At 56.1% G+C, this 22,056-nt stretch carries 19 protein-coding genes; 5 read left to right on the top strand and 14 right to left on the bottom strand.

Annotated features, from left to right (window positions below):
• Positions 1 to 5 precede the first annotated feature (5 nt).
• The 10 genes from ACCD05_RS06340 to ACCD05_RS06295 all read right to left on the bottom strand — a co-directional run bounded on the left by ACCD05_RS06340 (position 6) and on the right by ACCD05_RS06295 (position 9,464).
• Positions 6 to 662: a TetR/AcrR family transcriptional regulator gene (locus ACCD05_RS06340; protein ID WP_413391824.1), complete on the bottom strand. Its 657-nt coding sequence runs from the start codon at positions 660 to 662 to the stop codon at positions 6 to 8.
• A gap of 136 nt (positions 663 to 798) precedes the next feature.
• Positions 799 to 2,118, bottom strand: coding sequence for an MFS transporter (locus ACCD05_RS06335; protein WP_413391823.1), 1,320 nt, complete (start codon positions 2,116 to 2,118; stop codon positions 799 to 801).
• A gap of 27 nt (positions 2,119 to 2,145) precedes the next feature.
• Positions 2,146 to 2,937, bottom strand: a complete 792-nt coding sequence (locus tag ACCD05_RS06330; RefSeq protein WP_413391822.1) for a cyclase family protein — start codon at positions 2,935 to 2,937, stop codon at positions 2,146 to 2,148.
• Positions 2,938 to 2,948: 11 nt separating this feature from the next.
• Positions 2,949 to 3,410 (bottom strand): (2Fe-2S)-binding protein, encoded by a 462-nt coding sequence (locus ACCD05_RS06325; protein ID WP_413391821.1) that lies wholly within the window; start codon positions 3,408 to 3,410, stop codon positions 2,949 to 2,951.
• Complete coding sequence (locus tag ACCD05_RS06320; RefSeq protein WP_413391820.1) at positions 3,403 to 4,251, bottom strand: FAD binding domain-containing protein; 849 nt, start codon at positions 4,249 to 4,251, stop codon at positions 3,403 to 3,405. Before ACCD05_RS06320 ends, ACCD05_RS06325 begins: the two co-directional genes overlap by 8 nt.
• The gene (locus ACCD05_RS06315; RefSeq protein ID WP_413391818.1) at positions 4,248 to 6,638 is read right to left on the bottom strand and encodes a xanthine dehydrogenase family protein molybdopterin-binding subunit; all 2,391 of its coding nucleotides are present in this window, start codon (positions 6,636 to 6,638) and stop codon (positions 4,248 to 4,250) included. Before ACCD05_RS06315 ends, ACCD05_RS06320 begins: the two co-directional genes overlap by 4 nt.
• Before the next feature lie 170 nt (positions 6,639 to 6,808).
• Complete coding sequence (locus ACCD05_RS06310; protein ID WP_413391816.1) at positions 6,809 to 7,756, bottom strand: NTP transferase domain-containing protein; 948 nt, start codon at positions 7,754 to 7,756, stop codon at positions 6,809 to 6,811.
• A gap of 87 nt (positions 7,757 to 7,843) precedes the next feature.
• Positions 7,844 to 8,449: a hypothetical protein gene (locus ACCD05_RS06305; protein ID WP_413391814.1), complete on the bottom strand. Its 606-nt coding sequence runs from the start codon at positions 8,447 to 8,449 to the stop codon at positions 7,844 to 7,846.
• The gene (locus ACCD05_RS06300) at positions 8,446 to 9,135 is read right to left on the bottom strand and encodes an XdhC family protein (protein ID WP_413391812.1); all 690 of its coding nucleotides are present in this window, start codon (positions 9,133 to 9,135) and stop codon (positions 8,446 to 8,448) included. Before ACCD05_RS06300 ends, ACCD05_RS06305 begins: the two co-directional genes overlap by 4 nt.
• On the bottom strand, positions 9,135 to 9,464 hold the full coding sequence (locus ACCD05_RS06295; RefSeq protein ID WP_413391810.1) for an XdhC family protein: 330 nt from the start codon (positions 9,462 to 9,464) through the stop codon (positions 9,135 to 9,137). The genes ACCD05_RS06300 and ACCD05_RS06295 overlap by 1 nt, the downstream gene beginning before the upstream one ends.
• A 202-nt stretch (positions 9,465 to 9,666) precedes the next feature.
• Between ACCD05_RS06295 and ACCD05_RS06290 the strand changes: the two genes are divergently transcribed.
• From ACCD05_RS06290 to ACCD05_RS06275, 4 genes are all read left to right on the top strand, one after another.
• Positions 9,667 to 10,695, top strand: a complete 1,029-nt coding sequence (locus ACCD05_RS06290) for an NADP-dependent oxidoreductase (RefSeq protein WP_413391808.1) — start codon at positions 9,667 to 9,669, stop codon at positions 10,693 to 10,695.
• Between the two features lie 16 nt (positions 10,696 to 10,711).
• Positions 10,712 to 12,382, top strand: coding sequence for an FAD-dependent oxidoreductase (locus ACCD05_RS06285; RefSeq protein WP_413391806.1), 1,671 nt, complete (start codon positions 10,712 to 10,714; stop codon positions 12,380 to 12,382).
• Between the two features lie 134 nt (positions 12,383 to 12,516).
• Complete coding sequence (locus ACCD05_RS06280) at positions 12,517 to 14,091, top strand: MFS transporter (protein WP_413391928.1); 1,575 nt, start codon at positions 12,517 to 12,519, stop codon at positions 14,089 to 14,091.
• A 13-nt stretch (positions 14,092 to 14,104) separates the two neighbouring features.
• On the top strand, positions 14,105 to 15,169 hold the full coding sequence (locus ACCD05_RS06275) for an HlyD family secretion protein (protein ID WP_413391804.1): 1,065 nt from the start codon (positions 14,105 to 14,107) through the stop codon (positions 15,167 to 15,169).
• 15 nt (positions 15,170 to 15,184) lie between these two features.
• Here the strand turns inward: ACCD05_RS06275 and ACCD05_RS06270 are convergent, their stop codons facing one another.
• Positions 15,185 to 15,712 carry a winged helix-turn-helix transcriptional regulator gene (locus ACCD05_RS06270; protein WP_413391802.1) on the bottom strand — a complete coding sequence of 176 codons (528 nt, stop codon included), beginning with the start codon at positions 15,710 to 15,712 and terminating at the stop codon, positions 15,185 to 15,187.
• Positions 15,713 to 15,854: 142 nt separating this feature from the next.
• On the opposite strand from ACCD05_RS06270, the gene ACCD05_RS06265 reads away from it, so the two are divergent.
• On the top strand, positions 15,855 to 16,343 hold the full coding sequence (locus tag ACCD05_RS06265; RefSeq protein ID WP_413391800.1) for a hypothetical protein: 489 nt from the start codon (positions 15,855 to 15,857) through the stop codon (positions 16,341 to 16,343).
• Positions 16,344 to 16,430: 87 nt separating this feature from the next.
• Here ACCD05_RS06265 and ACCD05_RS06260 read toward each other — a convergent pair whose 3' ends face one another.
• From ACCD05_RS06260 to ACCD05_RS06250, 3 genes are all read right to left on the bottom strand, one after another.
• A complete protein-coding gene (locus tag ACCD05_RS06260; protein ID WP_413391798.1) occupies positions 16,431 to 17,420 on the bottom strand; it encodes an NADPH:quinone reductase in 990 nt (329 codons plus the stop codon).
• A 178-nt stretch (positions 17,421 to 17,598) separates the two neighbouring features.
• Positions 17,599 to 20,817, bottom strand: a complete 3,219-nt coding sequence (locus ACCD05_RS06255) for an efflux RND transporter permease subunit (protein ID WP_413391796.1) — start codon at positions 20,815 to 20,817, stop codon at positions 17,599 to 17,601.
• Entirely contained in the window at positions 20,814 to 21,980 is a 1,167-nt protein-coding gene (locus ACCD05_RS06250; RefSeq protein WP_413391794.1) for an efflux RND transporter periplasmic adaptor subunit, read from the bottom strand. The genes ACCD05_RS06255 and ACCD05_RS06250 overlap by 4 nt, the downstream gene beginning before the upstream one ends.
• Positions 21,981 to 22,056 lie beyond the last annotated feature (76 nt).

Here is a 22,056-nt window from a genome sequence, read left to right as displayed (position 1 = left end):
GCCGGTCAACCGGCAGTATCTGCGGTCATGCCGCCGACGAGAAAGTCGACAACCTCACGCTCCATAGCCTCGACTCCTGCTCGGACATTCCCGTCGGACAGCCTCTCCAGGCGGCTGCCCGGACCTACGTCCGTGACAGTGAGAACGATCGCGCCCACCATAAACACATAACGCCAATAAAAGGATTCCGTCCTTGGTGCCTGCGTCGCGAAGCTTAACGCCTCGATGAACTTGGACGCCATTGGATCAAAGTGGCGTTGAATGATGGTACTTGTCAGCGCTGAGCGCTCAATCCGGTGCTGCAATATGAGCCGCGCCAGGAGCTGACCCTTTTCCGCAGGATAAAGATACGGCTTCACAAAGATCTTGATGATATCGCGGACGTCTGGCCTGATATCACCATCCTTCGCGCTCGCGATCAACGCCTCGAGCGCGGCGAGGCGTTCAGAGTTCACGCGAGAGGAAAGGCGGTCGAACACCGCTTCGGTGAGCTTGGTTTTAGAGCCGAAATAGTAATTCACAGCAGCGACATTCACGTCAGCCGCTGCGGTGATTTCTCGGAGAGAAACGCCAAACCCCTTACGAGCGAACAGCGATTCAGCTGTCTCCAGGATTCGGTCGGATACTTCCGAGCCGATAGTGAAATCCCGTTGATTATCCATGTCGCTCCCGGTCAGGGTCCCTCATCCACTGCGGGCATTTCATACAGAACCCGCCCCTGCTTTGCAACGAAATCGCCTTGAACGGCTCTGAGGCCAGCTGCGGTCGCGGCTGGCCCCAGAGTAGATAGTTGTGACGTCAGTTCACGCTTCTGAGCGTAGACGGCTGGGACGGCGCTTGGGACATAAGACCTCGCTGCTTCGCACCGAGCACGGCGAAGAAGCTAACCAAACTTATTATGCCCAGATAAACCGCTACTGGTACCGAGGACTGCGACCATGCATACAACGCAGTGGCAATCGCTGGCGTGAAGCCGCCGAGAACACCCGATGCGATGGTGAAGGAGGCAGAAATCCCACTGTATCGGACGTGTGGCTCAAAGAGGTCGGCCAGGTAGGCGGGAAGAACCGCGTAGATCGCCGAGATGCCAACCATGGCCAAGCAGACCGCAGCGGACACGCTCGCAAGCGTTCCACCATCAACGAGCAGGAAGAAAGGGTAGGCTGTTACGGCGGTAAAGCCCGCGCCGAAGAGTGCGACCGGCTTTCGACCGATTATGTCTGAGAGCCATGCGAAGACACCCAGTAGGACGAGTTCGACAGCAGATCCGATCAGGACGGCTTTCAGGACGACATCTCGGCCTATCCCCGCCGATTGGGTGGCGTACGAAACGACGAACAATGTCTGAACGTAGAAGGCTACAATTGGGCCAACCGCAACGCAGACGCCAATTACGATCTGCCACCAATGCTTACGGAAGACCTCGACTACGGGTCGCTCGACAACTTTGTCGCTATCAAGAACCTTCTGAAAGTCCGGAGACTCAAAGAGTTGAAGGCGAAGCACCAGGCCGACCACGACGAGGAGAGCGCTGAGAAGAAATGGCACGCGCCAGCCCCATGACATGAAGTCCTCCTTTGGGAGAAGCGCGAGCAGCGCGAACGTTCCCGTGGACAGGAAGAGCGCAATCGGCGAACCCATATGCGGGAAACTTCCGAAGAAGCCTTTCTTCTCCTTTGGGGCATGTTCGACCGCCATCAGCACGGCTCCGCCCCACTCACCACCAAAGGCGACACCCTGCAGCATTCGAAGAATGATCAAGAGGATTGGGGCGATGATGCCAACCTGATTGTAGGTCGGCAGAAGGCCGATCAGGAACGTGACCAATCCCATCCCAAGCAGTGTGATCACCAGCATAGACTTGCGGCCGACTTTGTCGCCGTAATGGCCGCAGATCAGCCCTCCCAGAGGTCGCATCAATGCGCCGATCGCGAATGTCGCGAACGAAAGCATCGTTCCAACCGTTGCATCGTACGACGGAAAGAAGAGCGTGCTGAAGACAAGTGCAGCGGCCGTTCCGTAAATGTAGAAGTCGTACCACTCGATGCACGTTCCAATCAGGCTGGCAATCGCCGTCTTGCGGGCGGTCGCCATCTGAGATGCAGTTTGAGTTCCCATTTCATCCTCCTCCTGAAGATGGTTTGATTAATCGTCGATGAGTGCCACCACTCGCGACCAGCCCGCGCTGGCATCGGCGAGCTTGATGGGCAGTGCCAACACGGTGAAACCGCTAGGTCTCGGGATGTCGGCCAAGTTGCAGAGCTTTTCGATCTGGCAATATTCCTTCTCGCGTCCCAGCAAATGAGCTTCCCAGAAGTGAGAAGGGGAATCCCTCGGATCGGCCAGCATCGCCTCGAAAGGGCGATCCAGCCCCCAGGCATCAATACCGATGAGTTTTACGCCACGGTCGACGAGATACTCCGTCGCAGCACGCGTTAGGCCGGGATGAAGGTTCTCGTACCCGGGCTCCTTGAAGCGCCTCGAGACATCAGTCCTGATCAGAACGATATCGAACGGCTTGAGCGAGTATTCGATTTCCGCGAGCTTGTTTTCGATGTCTGTAGCCGTGATGCCATAGCCAGGAGCAAAGCTCGAGAAATCCAGAACGAGGCCGTCGCTCATGCACCAACGCAACGGGACTTCGTCGATTGTGCGTGCTGGCTTGCCATCGACGCGCGGACCGTAATGCGAGGGTGCATCTACATGAGTGCCAGAATGCGTTGGCATAGTCGTGATCTCGGACGACCAGCCAAGGCCATTCGGCCACACGTCGGTCGGTATCCCACGTTTTTCCTTCACAACACTGGGGGAATTTTCTGGCGTCAGATATCCAATGTGATGGGGAGTAGGCTCAAAATCGGCTGTAGCGTTCTCGAGCCTGTCACTTAGGTCCAGAACTCGCAACTCGCGGCCTGCAATAAAAACTGTCTCCGTCATGCTATCTCCGTTCATTCATCTATTGCTTGTTGGATGGCTCGAATGATCGGCTCGTAACCTGTGCAACGACACAGGTTGCCGCTGATCGCCTTCCTAATTTCGAGGGTGTCGGGACGTGGATTTCTTCGAAGAAGGTCGTAAGCGGCCATCAGCATCCCGGAGGTGCAAAAGCCGCATTGAAAGGCGTTGGTAGAAATGAACGCCGCTTGAAGTCGCGCCAGAACGTTGTCGGCCCAACCGTCGAGTGTCCGGATATCCGCACCTTGCATGCTAACGGCGAGGTTGAGGCATGACTTTCGGACCTCGCCATCGACCAATACCGAACATGCGCCGCAGTCCCCGCTGAGGCAGCCGACGTGAGTTGCTTTGAGATCGAGATCTTCGCGGAGCACGTCGACCAGTAGCTGACGGGTATCGCTAGCGATTTCTCGTTGAGAACCATTGACTGAAAGTGTGACAGCGTCCTTAGTCATGGTGCTCTCCAATGGCTTCGCGCATGACCCTGAGCGCGATTGCGGGAGCAACTCGCAGGCGATATTCGGCGTCAGCGAGTGCGTCTTCCCAAGGCTCCCTCATCATCGAAACGAGCTTGGACACCAACCCCTCCTGGTCTCGCGGTGATAAGACGCCATTGGCAGATATCTGCAACGGCGTGGAATCCAGTCCACCTATGGCCAAGCTGGTGGAGGTGCCCTCTGCTGTTAGCTCTACGACGCACGCGACGGTGATGATCGGCCACGAGCTACCGCTCGGCTTCACTTTTCTATAAGAGCTTGATACTCGCCCCCGTGGACGTGGAAGGATCAAAGCGACACCAACCTCATCATTCCTGCGAGACGTCAGAAATCCGCCAAGGAAAAACTCTGCCATCGGGACGTCGCGGATACCCTCAACGCCGACAAGTCTGATTTTGGCCCCGAGTGCAGCCAGGCATACGGGTACGTCGGATGCCGGATTGGCAAAACATGCCGACCCGAGGAGTGTTCCCTGTCCCGTTATGCTCCGGCCCCCGGTAACGCCCGACGCCATGTGGACCAACAGCGGAGCTTCCTTAGCAATCAAGGCCGAGGAAAGGACATCGTCGTAGCTTACTCGCGCCTCAATCACGATGTCAGCGGTCTCCAGGGAGATTTGCTTCAGGCCGATCCGGCGCAAATCGACGAGCAGCTCCGGTTTAGACTCCCCTCTTGTCATGGCCGGAACAAGCATTGTTCCACCGCCGATGACCATCGCATCGCCGTCGAAATTGGCGAGCAGAGAAGCCGCCTCTTCGATGGTCTCCGGCGCTGAATAGCTGAATGGATTAGCTATCATGATCGCCCGCCAATCATCGCATCCAACACCCGCTCTGGGGTTGCCGGGACAGCATTGAGTCTTCGAGCCGCTGCTGGACCGATGGCATTCCCTACGGCGTTGATGACTGCAGCCATCGCGCCACCGACACCCGACTCCCCAGCCCCTTTCATACCAAGTGGGTGAAAGGCGCTCGGCGTGACCCGATGCCCGATCTCTATTGGAGGAATGTCTGACGCCCGAGGAAGGAGATAGTTCTTTAGGCGGTCGGTTATCTTATGACCGCTCTCGCCCATCTGCATGCGCTCCCAGAGCGCAGCACCGATACCCATGACGACAGCGCCACGCATTTGGCCGTCGACCAATGCAGGATTGATCACGGTGCCACAGTCATGAACCACCGAGTATTTTAGGACACGGACAACTCCAGTGTCCCGAGACACCTCGACCTCCGCAGCATGTACAGAATAGGGGTATGATGGGTAGGCGCTGATACGGCCGTGCTCATCTGGCGAATGCCTTACGTTCTGGGCCTTGTAGCTTTTCGTCGATTGAAGTGGCAACTCCACTCCGTCGCCCGAAGTAAAGGGATGCGTGTAGACCGCGAGCGCGACGGCTGGGAACGGCAATCGGCTGTCGGATGCCGAAGTTGAAAAGACTTCACCGTCGTGAAACGCGATATGGGTAGGCTCACATTTCAGCAGGTTCGCAGCACACCTTGCCAACTTTGTTCTGACGTCCTGCGCAGCGGAGACTGCTGCGGCACCACAGAGCATGAGGCTTCGGCTACTACTATTTCCACCACCGAATGGCGTGACATCAGTATCACCTTGCCGGATCGTGATCGAGGACGGCGGAGCGCCAAAGACGTCCGCAACGAGCTGCGCCAGGCCAGTCTCATTGCCGCCACCAGGGGACGTTATGCTTGCTAGCACGGTTATCTCACCGCTTGGATCAACCTTCACGGTCGCGGTTTCAAAGCCGCTTGGAACCGCGCCGGGAAACGCTGCTCCCTCGGGTGTCAGTTCGAACGCGTATCCGCGACCAATGATATGTTCATCGTCCGCTGTCGGTACGTCTTGCACCCACCGAGCAGTCATTTCCTCAATTTCGTCCAGTGCAGGCTCGTAGTCGCCGCTATCGACCATCATTCCCGACGGAAGCCGATACGGGAACGCTTCCGAAGGAACCAGGTTTTTCCGACGTAGGCTGTTGGAACTCATGCCGAGTTCTTGTGCCAGCAGCTCGATGGCTCGCTCGACAACAAGGTTTCCAATCTCCTTGCCGTATCCCCTGATCCCTTGCCATGGGGATTTGTTGGTCGTGGCGAGATAACAATCAATCAGACAGTTCTCGATCCTGTAGACGGTCGGCATCACTGCAGCGGCCACGAGGGCCATCTGCCAACCTCCTCCAGCGCCGACAGCACCAATGTCGGCAACCATCCGGTCACGAAACGCGACAATCTGGCCGTCTGGCTTTGCTGCGATCTGAAAGGAATGCTTCTGTTCACGGCCTCGCGCCAGAAAGCACTCGTCCCGATCCTCAACAAACGCGACCGGACGACGTGTCTTCATTGCGAGGAACCCCACCAGAACTTCTTCTGGGTGACCCACCATCTTCAGACCAAAGGTACCGCCAATGTTGGGCGCTACGATCTGAACCTGGCTCTCCTTTAGACGGAGTGCGTGTGCGATGGTCCAGCGCGAGGGATGAGGCATTTGAAATGCTCCCTCGACCTTCAATCGTGCCGATCTCGGATCCCAGTGAGCCACATAAGATCGCATTTCCATTGGCGCACTCGTTGAGCAGTCCACAGAAAGCTCACCCGATACCGTGATGACGTCGCTCTCGAAAAATGCGGACTCCGGATTGCCAACGCGAATGACGTCGTGTGCGGCTACGTTCGTTTTCCACAATGGATGCACAAATGTATCCGAGGTAATCGCACCCGACGGATCTAGAAGCGGCGGAAGGATCTCATATTCGATAACCACCTTGTCTGCCGCCAACCGTGCGCTGGCTTCGCTATCGGCAACAATCGCGACGATTGGCTCCCCGACATAGCGAACCTCATCGCGAGCTAGAGGGCGAACATCGAGAGGTCCAGGGAAGCGATCTTTTGAGAACCGAGACGGGGTTGGCTCGGTGAGCGGCCACATTTCATGCGCGGTCACCAGTGTGACGAAGCCGGGGACTTTCTCGGCTGCCGAAGTGTCGACACGGAGAATTCTCGCTCTTGGATGGACGCTTCTCACCAGCCGAAGCCGCAAGGCGTTTTCCGGAATGATGTCGGCGGAATATACAGACTCTCCACGGACAAAGCCCTCCGCGTTGAGCCGGGGAACGCTGATTCCAACAGAGAACGGGCCGTTTGAAAGGTGGCCGACCGACGCCTTGTCGCTCATTGGGACAGCCCGCCCAGTTCAGCGCTTCCGCTTCGCAGAGGCTCCCGAAACAGCGCATGCGCCATCTGGCGAATGAAATATGACATCAGCTCCTCCTCAGTCATACAAGTGTTTAAAACATGTGTTTTAATTTGTCAAACTTGCTGGGACCGCTTTTGAGCGCGGCGTTGCTACGCGTGCTCGCTAAACGCGCCCCCGGCATTCGCAAGCGCTTCCGGCGTATCGACATCCAAGAGCGCGGCAGCACCGATTTCGACATCCACGATGTCATGGCCGGTGTTCTCAATGACATGTCTTGCGCCCACGTCGCCTTGTAGGGCCAAGACCTCGGAAAATAGGCTCCGAGGGATAATCACCGGGTTCCCGCGTTTGCCCTGCGCACTGGCCCGAACTACCGCTGATCCACCTGCGTCGTTGAAGCTGCGGATCAACAAGCAGATATCGCTTGAGGTGACATTCGGCATATCAGCGAGCAGGACCAGAACGCCGTCTGGATCCTCGTCGATCGCTCGGGCAATCCCGCAACCCAGAGAGCTTGATATCCCATCGGCAAACAGTGGATTATGGACCAACTCCAGTTCAAGCCCTTCGAGAGCCCGTTCGATCTCATCGCTTCGGCAGCCCGTCACCACATGGAGTCTTGCGACGTTGCTGTGTAAGGCGGCCAAAGCCGAGCGTCGGACCAACGGCACACCATCGAACGTCGCAAGGAGCTTGTGCTTGCCGACGTCCCCCATGCGGCTCGAGGTGCCTGCTGCAAGAAGCACAGCGGCGACTGATATCGACGGTTTTGCAAAGTGGACTTGTTGGCGCGGGCTTGGGCGTGTCGGAATTTCCTTGAGGAGACCCCCTACCCCCATGCCAGCAATATGAATTGAGTCAGGCCGCTCGCCCGTCAGCACTCTGTTGAGAACCCAATCGAAACCATTTTCTGTTGGGCTTCGTGCGCACCCTGGCGCTCCTATGATTGGCACGCCCTCGACCTCCCCAAGCACCAGCAAGTTGCCTGGATCGACAGGCATCCCAACTCGTATCACCCGTCCACCGGCGAGGCGAATGGCTTCCGGTATAACGTCACGCTCGTCCGTGACAGCAGATGCGCCGAACGCGACAATCAAGCGCGGCCTCGGCGACCCCATCTTCAATGCCTTCTGGATCTGCGCGGCCAAAGCATATGGATTGTGATCAGAGACCCGCTCACTCGCTCACCTACTCTGCGAACTTTCGAGCCTGCGCAAAAGGTTCCGTGTCGTCTTTCCGACAACGGATAGCTTTAGATTAGGAAGCAATGTCGAGATGAGCACGACGTCGTGGCTCAGGTACTCCTTCACCGAAAACACCTCGCGATCGCCAAGCACAGCGAGCGTCGCGCTTATCGATCGGCTGGTGACCGCAAGAGGTATGATTTTGATTGTGGCGACCATCTCACCGCTGTGAACGGATCTGCCTTCAGCCAAAGTTGCCAGAGTAATCCCGGGATCGACACTGTTGAAGAGATCAACGGCTCCTTTGTCAGGCCAGAAAACTCCGCTCTTTTTCGCGTAAAAATTCACCCTGCCCGTTGCCGCACGCGAAATCCGCACGCCCGAAGTACCCAGAGCATGCGCAAGCGCGTCGGCGGCGTCATTTTCCGGCACGTCTCCATCTTCCAGGGTTGCGACAGTCAACGTAGCTACGCCACCGGCTAGCAACGCGTCTACGGCGCTCTGGTTAAGGATTACTCCTTTAGCAAACGACCGGTTCGCGGTTTTCACCGCATGTGCAAGAATGCTGTCGATAGCGTCCCGCGTATCTTTCAGGCCGAATCTCATGCCAAGGCCCTACTCGGCTGACGCCAGGCGTTAATCAAATCGGCAAGAATGGCCACGGCGATCTCGGATGGCGATTTCGCACCAATGTCGACGCCGACGGGGCCGCGAATTCTCGCAAGATCCGACGCTGCCACGCCCTGCGCCGCCAACCGCTCCAAGCGTTTCGCGTGAGTCTTCCGGCTTCCCAGAGCGCCGACATAGAAGCATTCCTGTCGCAGCGCCGTAGCTATGGCAAAGTCATCGATTTTTGGGTCATGACTCAAAGCGACGAGCGCGGTAAATTCGTCCAGCGATAGTGTTCGAAAAGCGTCTTCGGGCCATTCAGCAACGACGTTGACTCCTCGGAAACGCTCCGGCGTTGCGAAAGCGGTTCTCGGGTCTACGACTACGACATCAAACTCAGCAATCTGCGCCATTGCTGCCAGCGCCTGCGTTATGTGCACAGCGCCGATAACGACAATTCGACGGTTGGGTTGGTAGACGTTCACAAAGCTGGAATGCTCTCGCGAAGGATTGTCGGGGCTACCTCCAATCTGGGGCATAGACTCTAACGCGCTCAGCTCATATTCAAAGGCGTCCTGCCCGATCAGAACGCTTTGTTCTCCAGTTGCCAGATTGGTAAGAGTCACGACCTTCTGTCGCTGACTCCTAGCTGCATTGATACGTGCCAGATCGGACAGCTTCATCAGTCGATCCTTTCGACGTAAACGCTGATACGACCGCCACATGACAACCCAACGCGCCATGCCGTCTCATCAGCAACGCCGAAGTCCACAACGCGCGAACGGCCGTCAGCAATCGCTTCTTGCGCTTCAAAAATCACGGCGGCCTCGACACAACCACCAGATACTGAACCCTCGAAATTTCCCATCTCATCTATGGCAAGATGGCTGCCTATCGGCCTTGGCGCAGAACCCCACGTTGAAATTACCGTCGCCAAAGCGACCTGTCGCCCCTCACTTTTCCAGCTTTCCGCAACGATGAGCGGATCGCACCCCAGCCGTTCTTCTTGCATCGCGATTGCACTTCTCCCAATTCGAGGACGGAGATTTGGGGGATTATACCTGATCATCATCATTAATGGCATCATATTTAGTGGTTACTTCATTTTTTGAAGTTTTCGTTGCGTTGTGCCTGTTGCAGTCGCTATATGCGCCGCAGCGGCACCTCGGGAATCCTCCTTAGAAGGTCCAGGCTGAACCCAGTAGGACTTCGGCATGAGTGGAATCGATGCTACGCAAATCGTTCTAGCTTCCCGACCCGATGGGAGGCCAACGACGGATAATTTCCGGCTCGAGACTACCTCGTTACCGGCAATCTCCCCGGGTCAACTCCTCTTGAGAACCGACTACCTCTCGCTTGATCCGTACATGCGGGGACGCATGAGCGGTGCGAAATCGTATGCCGAACCGACACCAGTTGGTGGCCTCATGGAAGGTTCGGGCGTCGCGACCGTGCTCGAATCCAAACATCCCGACTTCCGCGAAGGCGATGTTGTTCTGGCCAGGACGGGCTGGAGAACACACGCGGTGTCAGATGCGGCTGGCCTGCGAAAACTCGACGACACTTTGGCACCCGTCACCACCGCGCTCGGCGTCCTTGGCATGCCCGGCTTCACCGCCTATAGCGGTATGAAAATGATCGGCAAGCCAAAGCAGGGCGATACTGTCGTCGTAGCCGCAGCTTCGGGTCCCGTCGGGTCTTTAGTGGGCCAGATTGCGAAACGAGCCGGAGCGCGGTCGGTCGGGATTGCCGGTGGCAAAGAGAAATGCGCATTTGCAAAATCGATGTTCGGGTTCGATGAAGTTGTGGATCATAAGTCGGCTGACTTTGCTCAGCAGCTGGCAGAGGTTTGCCCGAAGGGTATCGACGTCTATTTTGAAAATGTGGGCGGCGCGGTATGGCAGGCCGTACTCCCGCTTCTGAACACCTATGCTCGCGTTCCCGTCTGCGGCTTGATCTCTCAATACAATTCCTTCCCAGCTGGGGATAGCCAAGCGCTTCTCGCCCAGACCATGCATACTGTCTTGGCAAGAAGCCTGACGCTGCGCGGCTACATCAACTCTGAATTCGCCGGAGAGCTTTACCCCTCATTTCTTGGAGAGATCGGCGGAGCCGTTGCCTCTGGAGAAATTCGCTATCGCGAGGACTTCATCGACGGCTTGGAGAATGCCCCAGTCGGACTGATCGGCCTCCTCGAAGGCAACAACTTCGGCAAATTGATTGTCCGAGTGAACGTCCGCTAATTCCCAGGAGCAATTGATGTCAAACACCGCACCACTGAACGCTACGGGTCCAAGGCACGAGCAAACTTTCCCGGTTTTCAATCCACATGAACTTGAGATTCTCAAAGGCTTCGGAAAGCTCGTAACATTTCAAGATGGCGAGACAATCTTGAAAGCTGGCGAAAAGAGCCCTGGACTCTTTGTCTTCCTCGAAGGACACGCCACCGTTGAGGTCAAGAATATTTTCGGCCAAGTAACACCGATCGCGGAATATGGCCCGGGTGGGTTTATGGGCGAGACAGGAAATTTGTCTGGCCGAACAGCCTTGGTGGATGGTCATGCGGAAGGCGAAACGCAGGCTCTGTTGATCGAGCCCGATCGACTTCGGTCCCTTCTTATTGCCAATGCAGAGATCGGCGAACGCATCATGAGGGCCTTGATCTTGAGACGGGTCAACCTGATTGAGGGTGCGACCGTCGGCCCGACGATTATTGGATCGAGGGACAATCACGACGTCGTGCGACTGCAGGGATTCTTCAGGCGCAATGGGCATCCTTTTGTCGCCATCGACCCCTCAGAGGATGATGATGCAGCTGAACTTTTGAGCCGCGCTCACGCAAATTCCACGTCGTTGCCACTCGTTGTGCTCGCCGACGGCACAATACTTGAGAATCCGTCGACGGAGAAAGTAGCTTCGATCCTTGGGATGATGGCGGAAGCAAGCCGCAACCACTACGATGTTGCCGTTATCGGAGCAGGCCCATCTGGACTTTCGACAGCGGTTTACGCGGCATCCGAAGGGCTCAGCGTAGCAGTTTGCGACGCCAAATCGTTTGGTGGACAAGCTGGAGCTAGCGCGCGGATTGAGAACTACTTTGGTTTCCCGACAGGGATTTCCGGATTTGCGCTAACGGCTCGTGCGTACAATCAGGCCCAGAAATTTGGCGCTGAAATGATGATCCCTACCGAGATCAAATCTTTGGATTGCACTCGACCGCAGGGATATTTCGTTTTGAAGACCACCGATGGCCACGAAGTCCGTTCGAGGTCTGTCGTCATCGCAAGCGGAGCTTATTACCGCCGCCCCGAGATCGATGGTTTGAAGGACTTGGAAGGACGCGGCGTTTGGTACTGGGCCTCCCCAATCGAGGCCAATCTGTGCAAAGACCAAGACGTCTATCTGATAGGCGGCGGCAACTCAGCTGGCCAAGCCGTGGTCTACCTCTCCTCGCACGCACGGACTGTTCAAATGCTTGTACGCGGTGAAAGTCTTGCTGCAAGTATGTCGAGCTATCTCGTTGATCGCATTCAATCGGCACCGAACGTTACCGTGCACTATAATACCGAGATAGGCCAGTTGCACAGTGATGCCTCTGGGCTGACCGGATTGACACTTGTCGATAAGGCATCCAGCCAAAAGCGGAAAGTCGATACGCGAAATCTCTTTCTTTTCATTGGCGCGGATCCAACGACCGAATGGTTGACGGGTTGCGGCGTCACGCTTGACCAAGCTGGCTTTGTCACGACCGGCGCGACGGAAGCATTTCCGTCCGCAACCGAGCTGGAAACTTCGGTTCACGGCGTTTTCGCCATTGGCGATGTGAGATCTGGATCGACAAAGAGGGTCGGTGCGGCGATCGGCGAAGGCGCACAAGTTGTGGCGGCGCTTCATCGATTTCTATCCCTTCGTCCGGCGTCGGTGGCCTGACAATGGCCGTCGCCGGAGCGCTGGAGACCCAGACGGAAAGAGACGATCAGAAGAAGAACAACTGGGGTGTCGTCACCACGGCGGATCAAACACCTTCCACCGAGGCCCCCCCTAGTCCACCACCGTTCGTGCAGATGCCTGCATGGCGATCGGTTCTCTATTTCCTATCGTCTGTAATGTTCTTCCTGACCCAGGGGTTGGGAATGAATCTGGCTCTTGCAAACCTCAACCAAATCCAAGGGTCAATCGCTGCGACAACGACAGAGGCGGCGTGGTTGTCAGCCGCCTATATGGCCCCAAACGTCAGCTTGGGCATTCTCCTGGTGAAGGTCCGAATGCAGTACGGCGTTCGCGCATTGGCCAAAGTAGCCGTCATGTGCTTCATTGGTGCGTCAGTCCTCAACCTCTTTATCTCGGATCTCCAATCAGCAATCGTCGTGCGCTTCCTTAGCGGAATCGCTGCGGCCCCGCTTGCAACGTTGGGTTTCCTTTACATGCTCGAGATTTTCCCGCCCCAGAAGCGAGGAACGGTGGGCTTGTGTCTTGTGACGATGAACTCGATGCTTGGGGCCCCATTGACGCGGCTGGTCTCGCCCACACTAATCGATTTTGGGGGATGGCGAGGTCTCTACACATTGGAGATGTCGCTTGCACTGTTCGTTCTGCCAATCATCTTCCTCCTCCCGCTGACCGCACCTCCACGCGTCAAAGTCATCGTCCGCACAGACATCATCAGCTACATGTTCATTGCGATCGGCTACGGTTGCGTCGCAGTCGCGCTTTCAGTGGGTCGTCCCTATTGGTGGTTCGAAGCACCATGGCTCGGCACCACGCTGGTTGTCGCCGTAGCATCGTTGTTCATCGCCGCGATGATCGAACTCGGACGCGAACATCCATTGATCGATTTTCGGTGGCTGCTGTCGTGGCGCAACATCCACATTTTCGGGATCCTGCTGATCTTCCGGCTCCTAGCAGGTGAGCAATCCGCGATTGTGATGCTGTGGTACCAAAACGTCGGACTGCTCTTCGATCAGCTCCAGATGCTCTACGTTATAATCCTGGTGTTCACGGTGACTGGGGGATTCGTCTGCGCGGCATTACTGAACCGTGGATACAGCCGAAGCATTCAGATAGTCGCGTTGGTGATGCTCGCCACAGGCGCGTTTCTCGATAGTCAAACGACGAGCCTAACGCGCCCAGAGCAGATGTACCTCAGCCAGGCCCTCGTTTCGATGGGGTCGGCAATGTTTGTCCCGCCCACTTTGGCTGACTTTTTCAATTCCGCCTTTGCAAAAGGGCCTGCGTACGTTGTGACCTTCTTTGTGGTTTTCATGTTCACCCAAGTCATCGGGGCGCTGATTGCAACGGCCTCCTACGGAACGTTCATAACGATACGTGAGAAGTTCCATTCTAACATCCTGTCTGAACAAATCACTCTCACCAATCCACTTGTCGCAAACCGCCTGAGCACTCTCGTCGCTCCATACGCAAAAGTGCTTGGGGACCCAGTTCAGATGAATGGCGAAGGCCTGTCACTCTTGTCAGCCCAGGTAACACGAGAGGCCAACAGCCTTGCTTTTGGTGACGCGTTCCTCGTTGCAGGAGCGATCGCCGTAGTCGCTCTCCTCATGATGCTCGCCCACCTAGCCTATCAGTTCGTCCGCTCGAAGATCGCGAGGCCGTCCGCATCTTCTGCCGTAGCCGCGTGAAAGACCCCTTTGCATGAACAAGCTAATTCGTTCTCCACTTGAAGTGATTGCGGCGATCGTCGGGATCGGCGGCGTACTGCTTTTGCTATACGCATGGCATTTGCCGCCCTTCGACACTTCCGTCGAAACAACCGACAATGCGTACGTGAAGGGTTATGTGACGATCGTCAGCCCTCAGGTCAGTGGGTACATCACCAACGTGCCAGTGAAGGACTACCAAACTGTGCAAGAGGGACAGCTGATCGCGAAAATTGATGATCAGATATACGTTCAACGACTGGAACAAGCGCGGTCGGGGCTTGAAGGGCAGAGAGCCGCCTTGTTGAATTCCCAGCAGCAGGAGCGTTCCGCTCGAGCAAGCATCGCATCCAGCGAAGCTCAAATCGATAGTGCCAAGGCGGCCGAAAAGCACGCCCAATTGTCTTGGGACCGCGTGGAAAACTTGCTGGCAAAAGGCATTTCGACAGCGAGCGATTCTGACGCGGCTCAAGCAGGGCTCGATCAGGCGAAAGCTGCGGTCAACCAAGCCCAAGCGGCGCTTGAGGTATCTAAACAGAATCTAGCGGCAATCATCGTCAACCGAGCCTCTTTACAGGCAGCTGTCAGCGGCGCGGAAGCAGCTGTGCATCTCGCCGACATTGATCTTCAACACACGTCGATTATGGCGGCGAAGTCGGGAAAGCTCGGCGAAGTCGGTGTCAGGCTTGGGCAATACGTGACCGCAGGCACCCAGCTGGTGGCCCTAGTTCCGCAAGACGTGTGGGTCATCGCAAACTTCAAAGAGACACAGCTGGAGGGGATGAAAGTCGGCCAGCCGGTAACGTTTACCGTGGACTCCCTTGGTCATGCGGAGTTGAAGGGACAAATCGAAAGCTTCTCGCCCGCTGCAGGGTCTGAGTTCGCGGTTGTGAAGCCAGACAACGCGACAGGGAATTTCACGAAGGTTGCACAGCGGGTCGGCGTAAGAGTTTCCGTCGACAGATCACAACCACTTCTGACCCAATTGGCTCCTGGGCTTTCAGTTGTGGTGTCGGTCGACAAAGACTCTTCGCCGGGCGCATCGCTCGCATCGAAATAGACACGCTGCCCTGGGTCAGGCGTGAGCGGCCGCGTTCTTGATGCTCTTTGCCTCCTTGAAGGAGGTCAGCTTTCGCTGTCGCTCCTGTGAAAAGGCTTCGCTCATGACAACCTCGGTCTTAGCAAATCTCTCCAGATCGCTATCGCCGAAAGTCATGAAGTTGTCGCGAACCGGCTTGCCCGTCTCTTTGTAGACGAGCTTGGTCGCGGGCTCTTCATCCGGGCCGTATTCACCCCATTTGAGGCCCCACGCCCTTACTGCCAGAAGGACACGATCCAGTTCCTGCCCCTTCTGCGTAGCGTAGTATTCGAAGCGTTTAGAGCCACCCTCAGGAAGGCGACGCTCAATCACTCCATCCGCTTCCAACTGCTTCAGTCGAAGCGACAGGAGGTGGGATGACATTCCGGTCTGCGCCTGTATGTCATCAAACCGTCGAGAGCCCATGCCAAGCTCTCTCATAATGAGAAGAGTCCATCGTTCACCTACGATAGACAGTCCTCGGGCGATAGGACACGTTGTGTCCGATACACCATCCCAGCTCATCTAAGTCTTCCTTTGTCATAAGAATGCAATTGAGATCCGAAGCGGTCCCACCCGTTCGAACACCAACTTCCCGTGCATTCAACATTTCACCCACGAATAAAATGGGCAAATCCGTTGACAACCGCAAGAGAAACTTCAAAAATTGAACCGAAGATTCGCATTTTCTTCGGTCAAGCCGCTCCGCTTCCATCATATTTTCGAGGATTTTATGAAGATCAGTGATAGCTCAAGCGTTTTTTCAACGTCAACATCCAAGCCCAAATCCCAAAGCAGCGATGAATCTGCATTCAGCGCTTTCATGGATTCGGTCGGGAGCTCTGCTTCAACTGAGAGCGTTTCAGACGATATCGCCACTTCAAGCGGAGAGGACGGCCTTTCTGCCTCAGGTGATGATCCAGATGCGCATCACCAGGATTTGGTGGATGAGCTGCACAAATGGGCCAACATGAATCCTGCGGAGATGATCCGCGCCAAGTACCTCTCGTCCCACAATCTATCTGAAGATGCACTGGCACAGCTTCCGCCCGATGTCCGCCAGCAAATCGAGGATGAGATTAAGAAGCAGGTTGAAGAGCAAGCCAAACAGCAAGCTAGCAGCGCCAATGACGCGATGTCTGCTCTTTCCCTGTAAGAGAGCTGTGTGCGGGCGCAAATAGCGTGGCCGCACATTCTCCCCACATATCAGCTGATATTGGAGACGCACTTCTCCATTTTCGATTTACTCGGCGGTCACTAGGACTTTGCCGATGAGTTTGCCAGACTCTTGAGCCTCGTGGGCAGCAGCAATTTGATCTAGCGGATATCTCGCGGCGATAGCAGGATTGTACGCGCCAGCCTGAAGGCAGGCAGTAAGCGCTTCCACCGCCGTTTTTTTGGCATCGCCTGGCACCGAGTAGACGAAAACGAATCGGACTAAGACTGCCTTCAGCATCGCTCTGAGAGCAGGCAGGGCGACAGCTTCCTTGGCGTCAGCGGCAGCATAACTGGAAATCACGCCGTTCGTTGCAATGCACGACAGATCTGTTTGGATGTTCGCTGCCAGGTCAACTTCTACAATTCGATCAACGCCACCCCCGCCGGTGGCCATCATGACGACGGTGGGAATATCATCTGTTCGACGATTGATTATAAGATCCGCGCCTGCGTTCCTAGCGACATCCGCCTGTTCCGGGCGGCTAATAGTTGTGGCTACCCACGCTCCAGCCCACTTCGCCAACAAGATCGCGGCTGTGCCGACAGCGCCCGCGCCTCCCTGTACGAGCACACGCTTCCCCCGAATGTCACCGTCCGCAAATAGGCAACGATGCGCGGTGAGCGCCGGAATGCCAAGACAAGCACCGATTTCGAACGAGACGTTGTCTGGCAATGGGACTGCTCGCTCGGCCGGTACTACGGTATATTGAGCGGCCGTGCCACTTGGGCGTCCAGCTTGTGCCTCGTAGATCCATACTCTCTCGCCCACTCGGGTTTCTGACACCCCTTCCCCCACGGCGTCGATTATCCCGGCACCATCTTGATGTGGAATGATCCGAGGAAACGCCATCGGAGCGCCTCCATACCCAGCACGCGCCTTAAGGTCCGTGGGATTGACGCTCGAGACCCGAACGAAGACCCGCACTTCGCCCGGGCCAGGTGCGGGATCAGCCAAAGCGCCAACCTGCAGGACATCCTTCGCATTACCCTGACGATCGTAAAATGCAGCCTTCATACTGTCTCTCGTCGTTTGCGTGAGTAGGTGCCACAGAAGCGTGTGACACATCCGACCCATGACGTACCGTCAACAGACGGCAGCGAATTTCACTTCATTTATTGAAGCTTTATTCCCTGATGTCAATCTAAGTCCTAGATCGAAAGACCCAATCTCTTTTGGTCCATGAGCTTCGATACTAAGCTGCTTCCGAGATGTCGGCCTTCCGGACCTGCCATGGCCACGGCCCTACCCGCACCTCTGCATGAGAGGCCACATCACCTGCCCTAGCTTTCCGACCTGACCGAAGGACAACATAGAAGACCGGTGTGAGGAACAGACCAAAAATTGTCACGCCGAGCATTCCTGAAAACACTGCGGTCCCCAGCGATTGACGCATCTCGGCCCCGGGCCCCTCCGCAAACATCAACGGAACCACGCCGAGAATGAAGGCAAACGCCGTCATAAGGATAGGGCGCAGTCGCAGATGGCTCGCTTCTACCGCAGCGTCCACCGCGCTCTTCCCTTCCAACTGCGCCTGCCGGGCAAACTCGACGATGAGGATCGCGTTCTTCGCCGCGAGACCGATCAGAACAATCAGCCCGATTTGAGTGAGGATGTTGTTGTCCATGCCGCGCAGGTCGACACCCACCAGGGCCGCGAGAACCGCCAAGGGAACGATTAGGATGATTGCCAACGGGAGGATCCAGCTTTCGTACTGGGCCGCGAGAGCGAGAAATACAAAGACCACGGAAAGCGCGAATATATAGATCGCCGTGTTGCCGGTATTTTTCTGCTGATAGGCAAGTTCAGTCCATTGAACCGTCATCCCGGGCGGGAGAATATCTGCCGCCAACTTTTCCATGGTCGCGAGGGCGCTCCCCGTGGAATAGCCCGGGGCCGCCGTTCCCTGTAGAGGTACCGACACATACATGTTGTAGCGCTGAACGAGGGTCGGGCCGCTGGAATCCTTGATATCGACCAACGTTCCAAGCGGCACCAGTGCGCCCGTTGCGGATCGCACCTTCAGCCCAAGGATGTCATCCCTATCCATCCGATACTTTGTGTCAGCTTGCGCTCGCACTTGGAAGACGCGCCCGAAAGCATTGAAATCGTTCACATATGACGTTCCTAAATTCACAGACAGCGTGTCGAAAATGTTTGGAATTGGGACGTTCAGGACGCGAGCCTTGTCACGGTCAATATCGAGATAATACTGCGGACTGCTTGCGGATGAAGTTGTGTAGACACCGGAGAGGCCCGGGGTTTTGTTTGCCTGCCCCATCAGTTGATAGGCGACCGGCAAAAGGCGTGACATGTCCGAGTTCTGACGGTCCATAATCTGCATTTTGAACCCACCGGAATTGCCTATCCCGCTGACAGCAGGCGGCGGCACGACGATGATGAACGCCTCCTGAATGCTCTGAAGCTTGCCGTACATCTGCTTGATCAGCTGGTCGGCAGATTGACCCTGTTTGAGCCGGTTCTCGAAGCTGTCAAAGCTGGCGAAAACAACCCCTGCGTTGGAGGCGTTCGTGAACGTAGCTCCACTGAACCCTGCAAATGAGACGGCGTTTACGACACCGGGCACCGTGCGGATAACATCTGATGCCTGCCTTACGACAGAATCCGTCCTCGCCAAAGATGCACCGTCTGGCAACTGAATAACGACGATTGCGTATCCTCTATCGATCGTTGGGATAAATCCTTGCGGAACGATCTTCGCCATATAGAGCGTCGCACCCAACAGTAGCGCGAAGATAACCAGCGATCCGGTCAGCGCCAAGCGAGTGCTAACCAACCGTCGGACAAGCCAAGCGTAGCCTTGGCTCATACGGTCGAAGCCACGATTGAACCCATCAGCGAAGAAACCCGCTGACCTTGCAACGATATTCTTACGGGCGTGCTGGCCGTGCGGCCTCAAGACTAATGCAGCAATTGCTGGTGAGAGTGTCAGCGAGTTCAGCGCGGAAATCGCGGTCGCGACCGAGATCGTCACGGCGAACTGTCGGTAAAACTGGCCAGAAATGCCAGGCACAAAGGCGGTTGGCAGAAAGACCGCTATTAGGACCAGCGAAATTGCCAGGACGGCGGTGCCCACTTCGTTCATCGTGACGTGGGCGGCATCAAGAGGGCTCATCCCTCTCGCAAGATTTCGCTCGACGTTTTCGACAACAACAATGGCATCGTCGACAACGATGCCGATTGCGAGCACGAGGCCAAACAGGGTCAGCAGATTGAGAGAGAAGCCAAAAGCCGCTAGGAATGCGAACGTTCCTATGAGTGAAACCGGAATTGCGATAATGGGTATGATCGCCGTGCGCCACGACTGCAGAAAGACGAGCACAACGATCGCAACTAGAACGGCGGCCTCGAAAATTGTCCGATAGACGTCTGAGATGGAGTCAGCGATGAATTCTGTCGGATTATAGACGATGCGGTACTCTAACCCATCCGGGAACTCTTTTGAGACCTCGACCATCGTCTTCTTGATGTCTTCGGCAGCCTGTAGGGCATTCGTTCCGGGGCGAGAGAAAATCGCCAATGCAATAGCGGTCTTTCCAGACAGATAGCTGTTGGTGACGTAATCCTTCGCGCCCAGCTCGATGCGTGCAACGTCCTGAAGCTCAACCAAGCGCCCTTGTGGCGTGGTCTTTACGATCACATAGCGGAACTGGCGTGCATCGGAGAAGCGTCCCTGTGTCGTAACCGTATATTGGAAAGCGTTAGCTCCGGGGTTTGGGGGGCTTCCCAGACTTCCGCCAGAGACTTGAACGTTCTGGTCACGAAGCGCAGCGACAACGTCGCTGGACGTCATGCCATATCCAGACAGCTTCTCAGGGTCGAGCCAGATACGGATTGAGTATTCGCGTTCACCAACAAGGTTAATGTCGCCGACACCCTTTAAGCGGATCAGCTCATCTCTGACCCGTGTACGCGCGTAATTCGAAATGTAGAGCTGGTCGTACCGGTTGTTGGGGGACAGCAGATGGACGACCATCATAAGATCAGGGGAGCTTTTTGTGGTGGTTACGCCAACTCGTTGGACTTCAGGGGGAAGCCGAGGTTGAGCGATCGCCACTCGGTTTTGCACGAGCACCTGCGCCTTATCAAGATCGGTGCCAGCGGCGAACGTGATAGTAAGAGCAATCGAGCCATCGGCCGTAGAATACGAGGACATGTACAACATGTCCTCGACGCCGTTGATTTCCTGCTCGATAGGGGTCGCGACAGTGTCCGCAATGGTCTGTGCATCAGCTCCGGGATATGAAGTCCGTACAACAATGGTTGGCGGCGCGATTTCCGGGAATTGGGCGATCGGCAGCGTCGTATATGCAATTCCGCCAACGATCAGGAGAATGATCGACAGGACCGACGCAAAAATTGGACGGTCGACAAAGAAATGAGCAAACCTCATCGACCAACCTCCATTGACGCCGCCTCAGGCGGCAAATCTTCGCGGGTCTGTGGAAGTTCTGTCATCTGAGGCGTGACCTTCGTGCCAGGTCGTGCTCGCATCAAACCTGTCACGACGATCGTCTCGTCCCCGGTCAATCCCTCTCGGATCGCGCGATACCCGTAAAGACGTGGCCCTGGGCGCACCGGCTTTGTGCTTACTGTTCCGTCAGGACCAACGACATAAACGACACGCTGGTTTTGGTCCGACCCAATTGCCTCGTCAGGCACGAGAACGGCTGTGTATTTATTCGATGCCTCGACCTGCACGCGGCCAAACAGACCTGGTTGAAGGATGAGATCCGGGTTGCTGAACCGCGCCCGAACTCTGATTGTCCCAGAATCGCTGTCGATCCGGTTTTCGGCAAAGTTCAAGCTGCCTTTGAATGGTTGATGGTTTGCATCCGAGATCGATACTTGGACGGGGACGCCGCCTCCTCCAAGCTGAAGGTCGCTTCCCCGCTTGCGAGCGGTATCGGCAAAATTAAGGAGCCGCCGCTCATCCACATCGAAGTAGAAGTCGATCGGATCAAGAGAGACGATCGTCGTCAGCTCGGATTGGTCCGCTTGGATCAGATTTCCAGTCGAGATCAGTCGGCGATCGATGCGGCCGCTGATCGGGGCAGTTATCTTGGTATATTCAAGGTCGAGCGCAGCGCGATCGGCTGCAGCCTGCGACCCACGAACGTTAGCTTCCGCCGAAATCCACTCACGGCGGCGGTCATCGAGAATGGAAACAGATTGGCTCCCATTTGTCGCCAATGATTCCGCTCGCTTGAACTGGGCTTCAGCGTAGGTCAGGCTTGATTTCGCGACCTCAAGCGCGGCGTTCGCTTGATTGAGGGCTGTGATGAAGGGACGCTGGTCAATCACGAAAAGGAGATCGCCTTTCTTGACGAGCGCTCCGTCTGTGAAATGAATTTCTTGGAGATATCCGCCGACCCGAGCCCTTACCGAAACTTGATCCACCGGCTGAAATCGTCCGATAAAATCGTCGTTATCAACAACTTCACGAACGACGGGCTTCGCAACGGTTACAGGTGGTGGCGCACTCTGTGCGTTAGCGACAGTCCCGACAATGGCGGGAGCGAAAGATAAGGCAAATAAAAGGGTCTTCAGCTGCATTGGCTGCGGTACTCTCAGGGTTGAGCAGAGTGGATGATCACGATGGCAGGAATTTCGGGGGGTCGCGCTAATACCC

Source organism: Rhizobium sp. Rhizsp42 (genome assembly GCF_047304155.1).
GTDB lineage: Bacteria > Pseudomonadota > Alphaproteobacteria > Rhizobiales > Rhizobiaceae > Rhizobium.
The sequence above is the reverse complement of the archived record's forward strand: the minus strand, read 5'-3'. Positions and strand labels throughout refer to the sequence as shown.

Bases quoted from the DNA above. Each gene is read 5' to 3' on its own strand.
- ACCD05_RS06275 (WP_413391804.1), top strand. From the start codon at position 14,105: ATGAACAAGCTAATTCGTTCTCCACTTGAAGTGATTGCGGCGATCGTC.
- ACCD05_RS06320 (WP_413391820.1), bottom strand. From the start codon at position 4,251: ATGATAGCTAATCCATTCAGCTATTCAGCGCCGGAGACCATCGAAGAG.
- ACCD05_RS06280 (WP_413391928.1), top strand. From the start codon at position 12,517: ATGCCTGCATGGCGATCGGTTCTCTATTTCCTATCGTCTGTAATGTTC.
- ACCD05_RS06325 (WP_413391821.1), bottom strand. From the start codon at position 3,410: ATGACTAAGGACGCTGTCACACTTTCAGTCAATGGTTCTCAACGAGAA.
- ACCD05_RS06295 (WP_413391810.1), bottom strand. From the start codon at position 9,464: ATGCAAGAAGAACGGCTGGGGTGCGATCCGCTCATCGTTGCGGAAAGC.
- ACCD05_RS06270 (WP_413391802.1), bottom strand. From the start codon at position 15,712: ATGAGCTGGGATGGTGTATCGGACACAACGTGTCCTATCGCCCGAGGA.
- ACCD05_RS06285 (WP_413391806.1), top strand. From the start codon at position 10,712: ATGTCAAACACCGCACCACTGAACGCTACGGGTCCAAGGCACGAGCAA.
- ACCD05_RS06300 (WP_413391812.1), bottom strand. From the start codon at position 9,135: ATGAAGCTGTCCGATCTGGCACGTATCAATGCAGCTAGGAGTCAGCGA.
- ACCD05_RS06290 (WP_413391808.1), top strand. From the start codon at position 9,667: ATGAGTGGAATCGATGCTACGCAAATCGTTCTAGCTTCCCGACCCGAT.
- ACCD05_RS06335 (WP_413391823.1), bottom strand. From the start codon at position 2,118: ATGGGAACTCAAACTGCATCTCAGATGGCGACCGCCCGCAAGACGGCG.
- ACCD05_RS06255 (WP_413391796.1), bottom strand. From the start codon at position 20,817: ATGAGGTTTGCTCATTTCTTTGTCGACCGTCCAATTTTTGCGTCGGTC.
- ACCD05_RS06330 (WP_413391822.1), bottom strand. From the start codon at position 2,937: ATGACGGAGACAGTTTTTATTGCAGGCCGCGAGTTGCGAGTTCTGGAC.
- ACCD05_RS06305 (WP_413391814.1), bottom strand. From the start codon at position 8,449: ATGAGATTCGGCCTGAAAGATACGCGGGACGCTATCGACAGCATTCTT.
- ACCD05_RS06340 (WP_413391824.1), bottom strand. From the start codon at position 662: ATGGATAATCAACGGGATTTCACTATCGGCTCGGAAGTATCCGACCGA.
- ACCD05_RS06260 (WP_413391798.1), bottom strand. From the start codon at position 17,420: ATGAAGGCTGCATTTTACGATCGTCAGGGTAATGCGAAGGATGTCCTG.
- ACCD05_RS06315 (WP_413391818.1), bottom strand. From the start codon at position 6,638: ATGAGCGACAAGGCGTCGGTCGGCCACCTTTCAAACGGCCCGTTCTCT.
- ACCD05_RS06250 (WP_413391794.1), bottom strand. From the start codon at position 21,980: ATGCAGCTGAAGACCCTTTTATTTGCCTTATCTTTCGCTCCCGCCATT.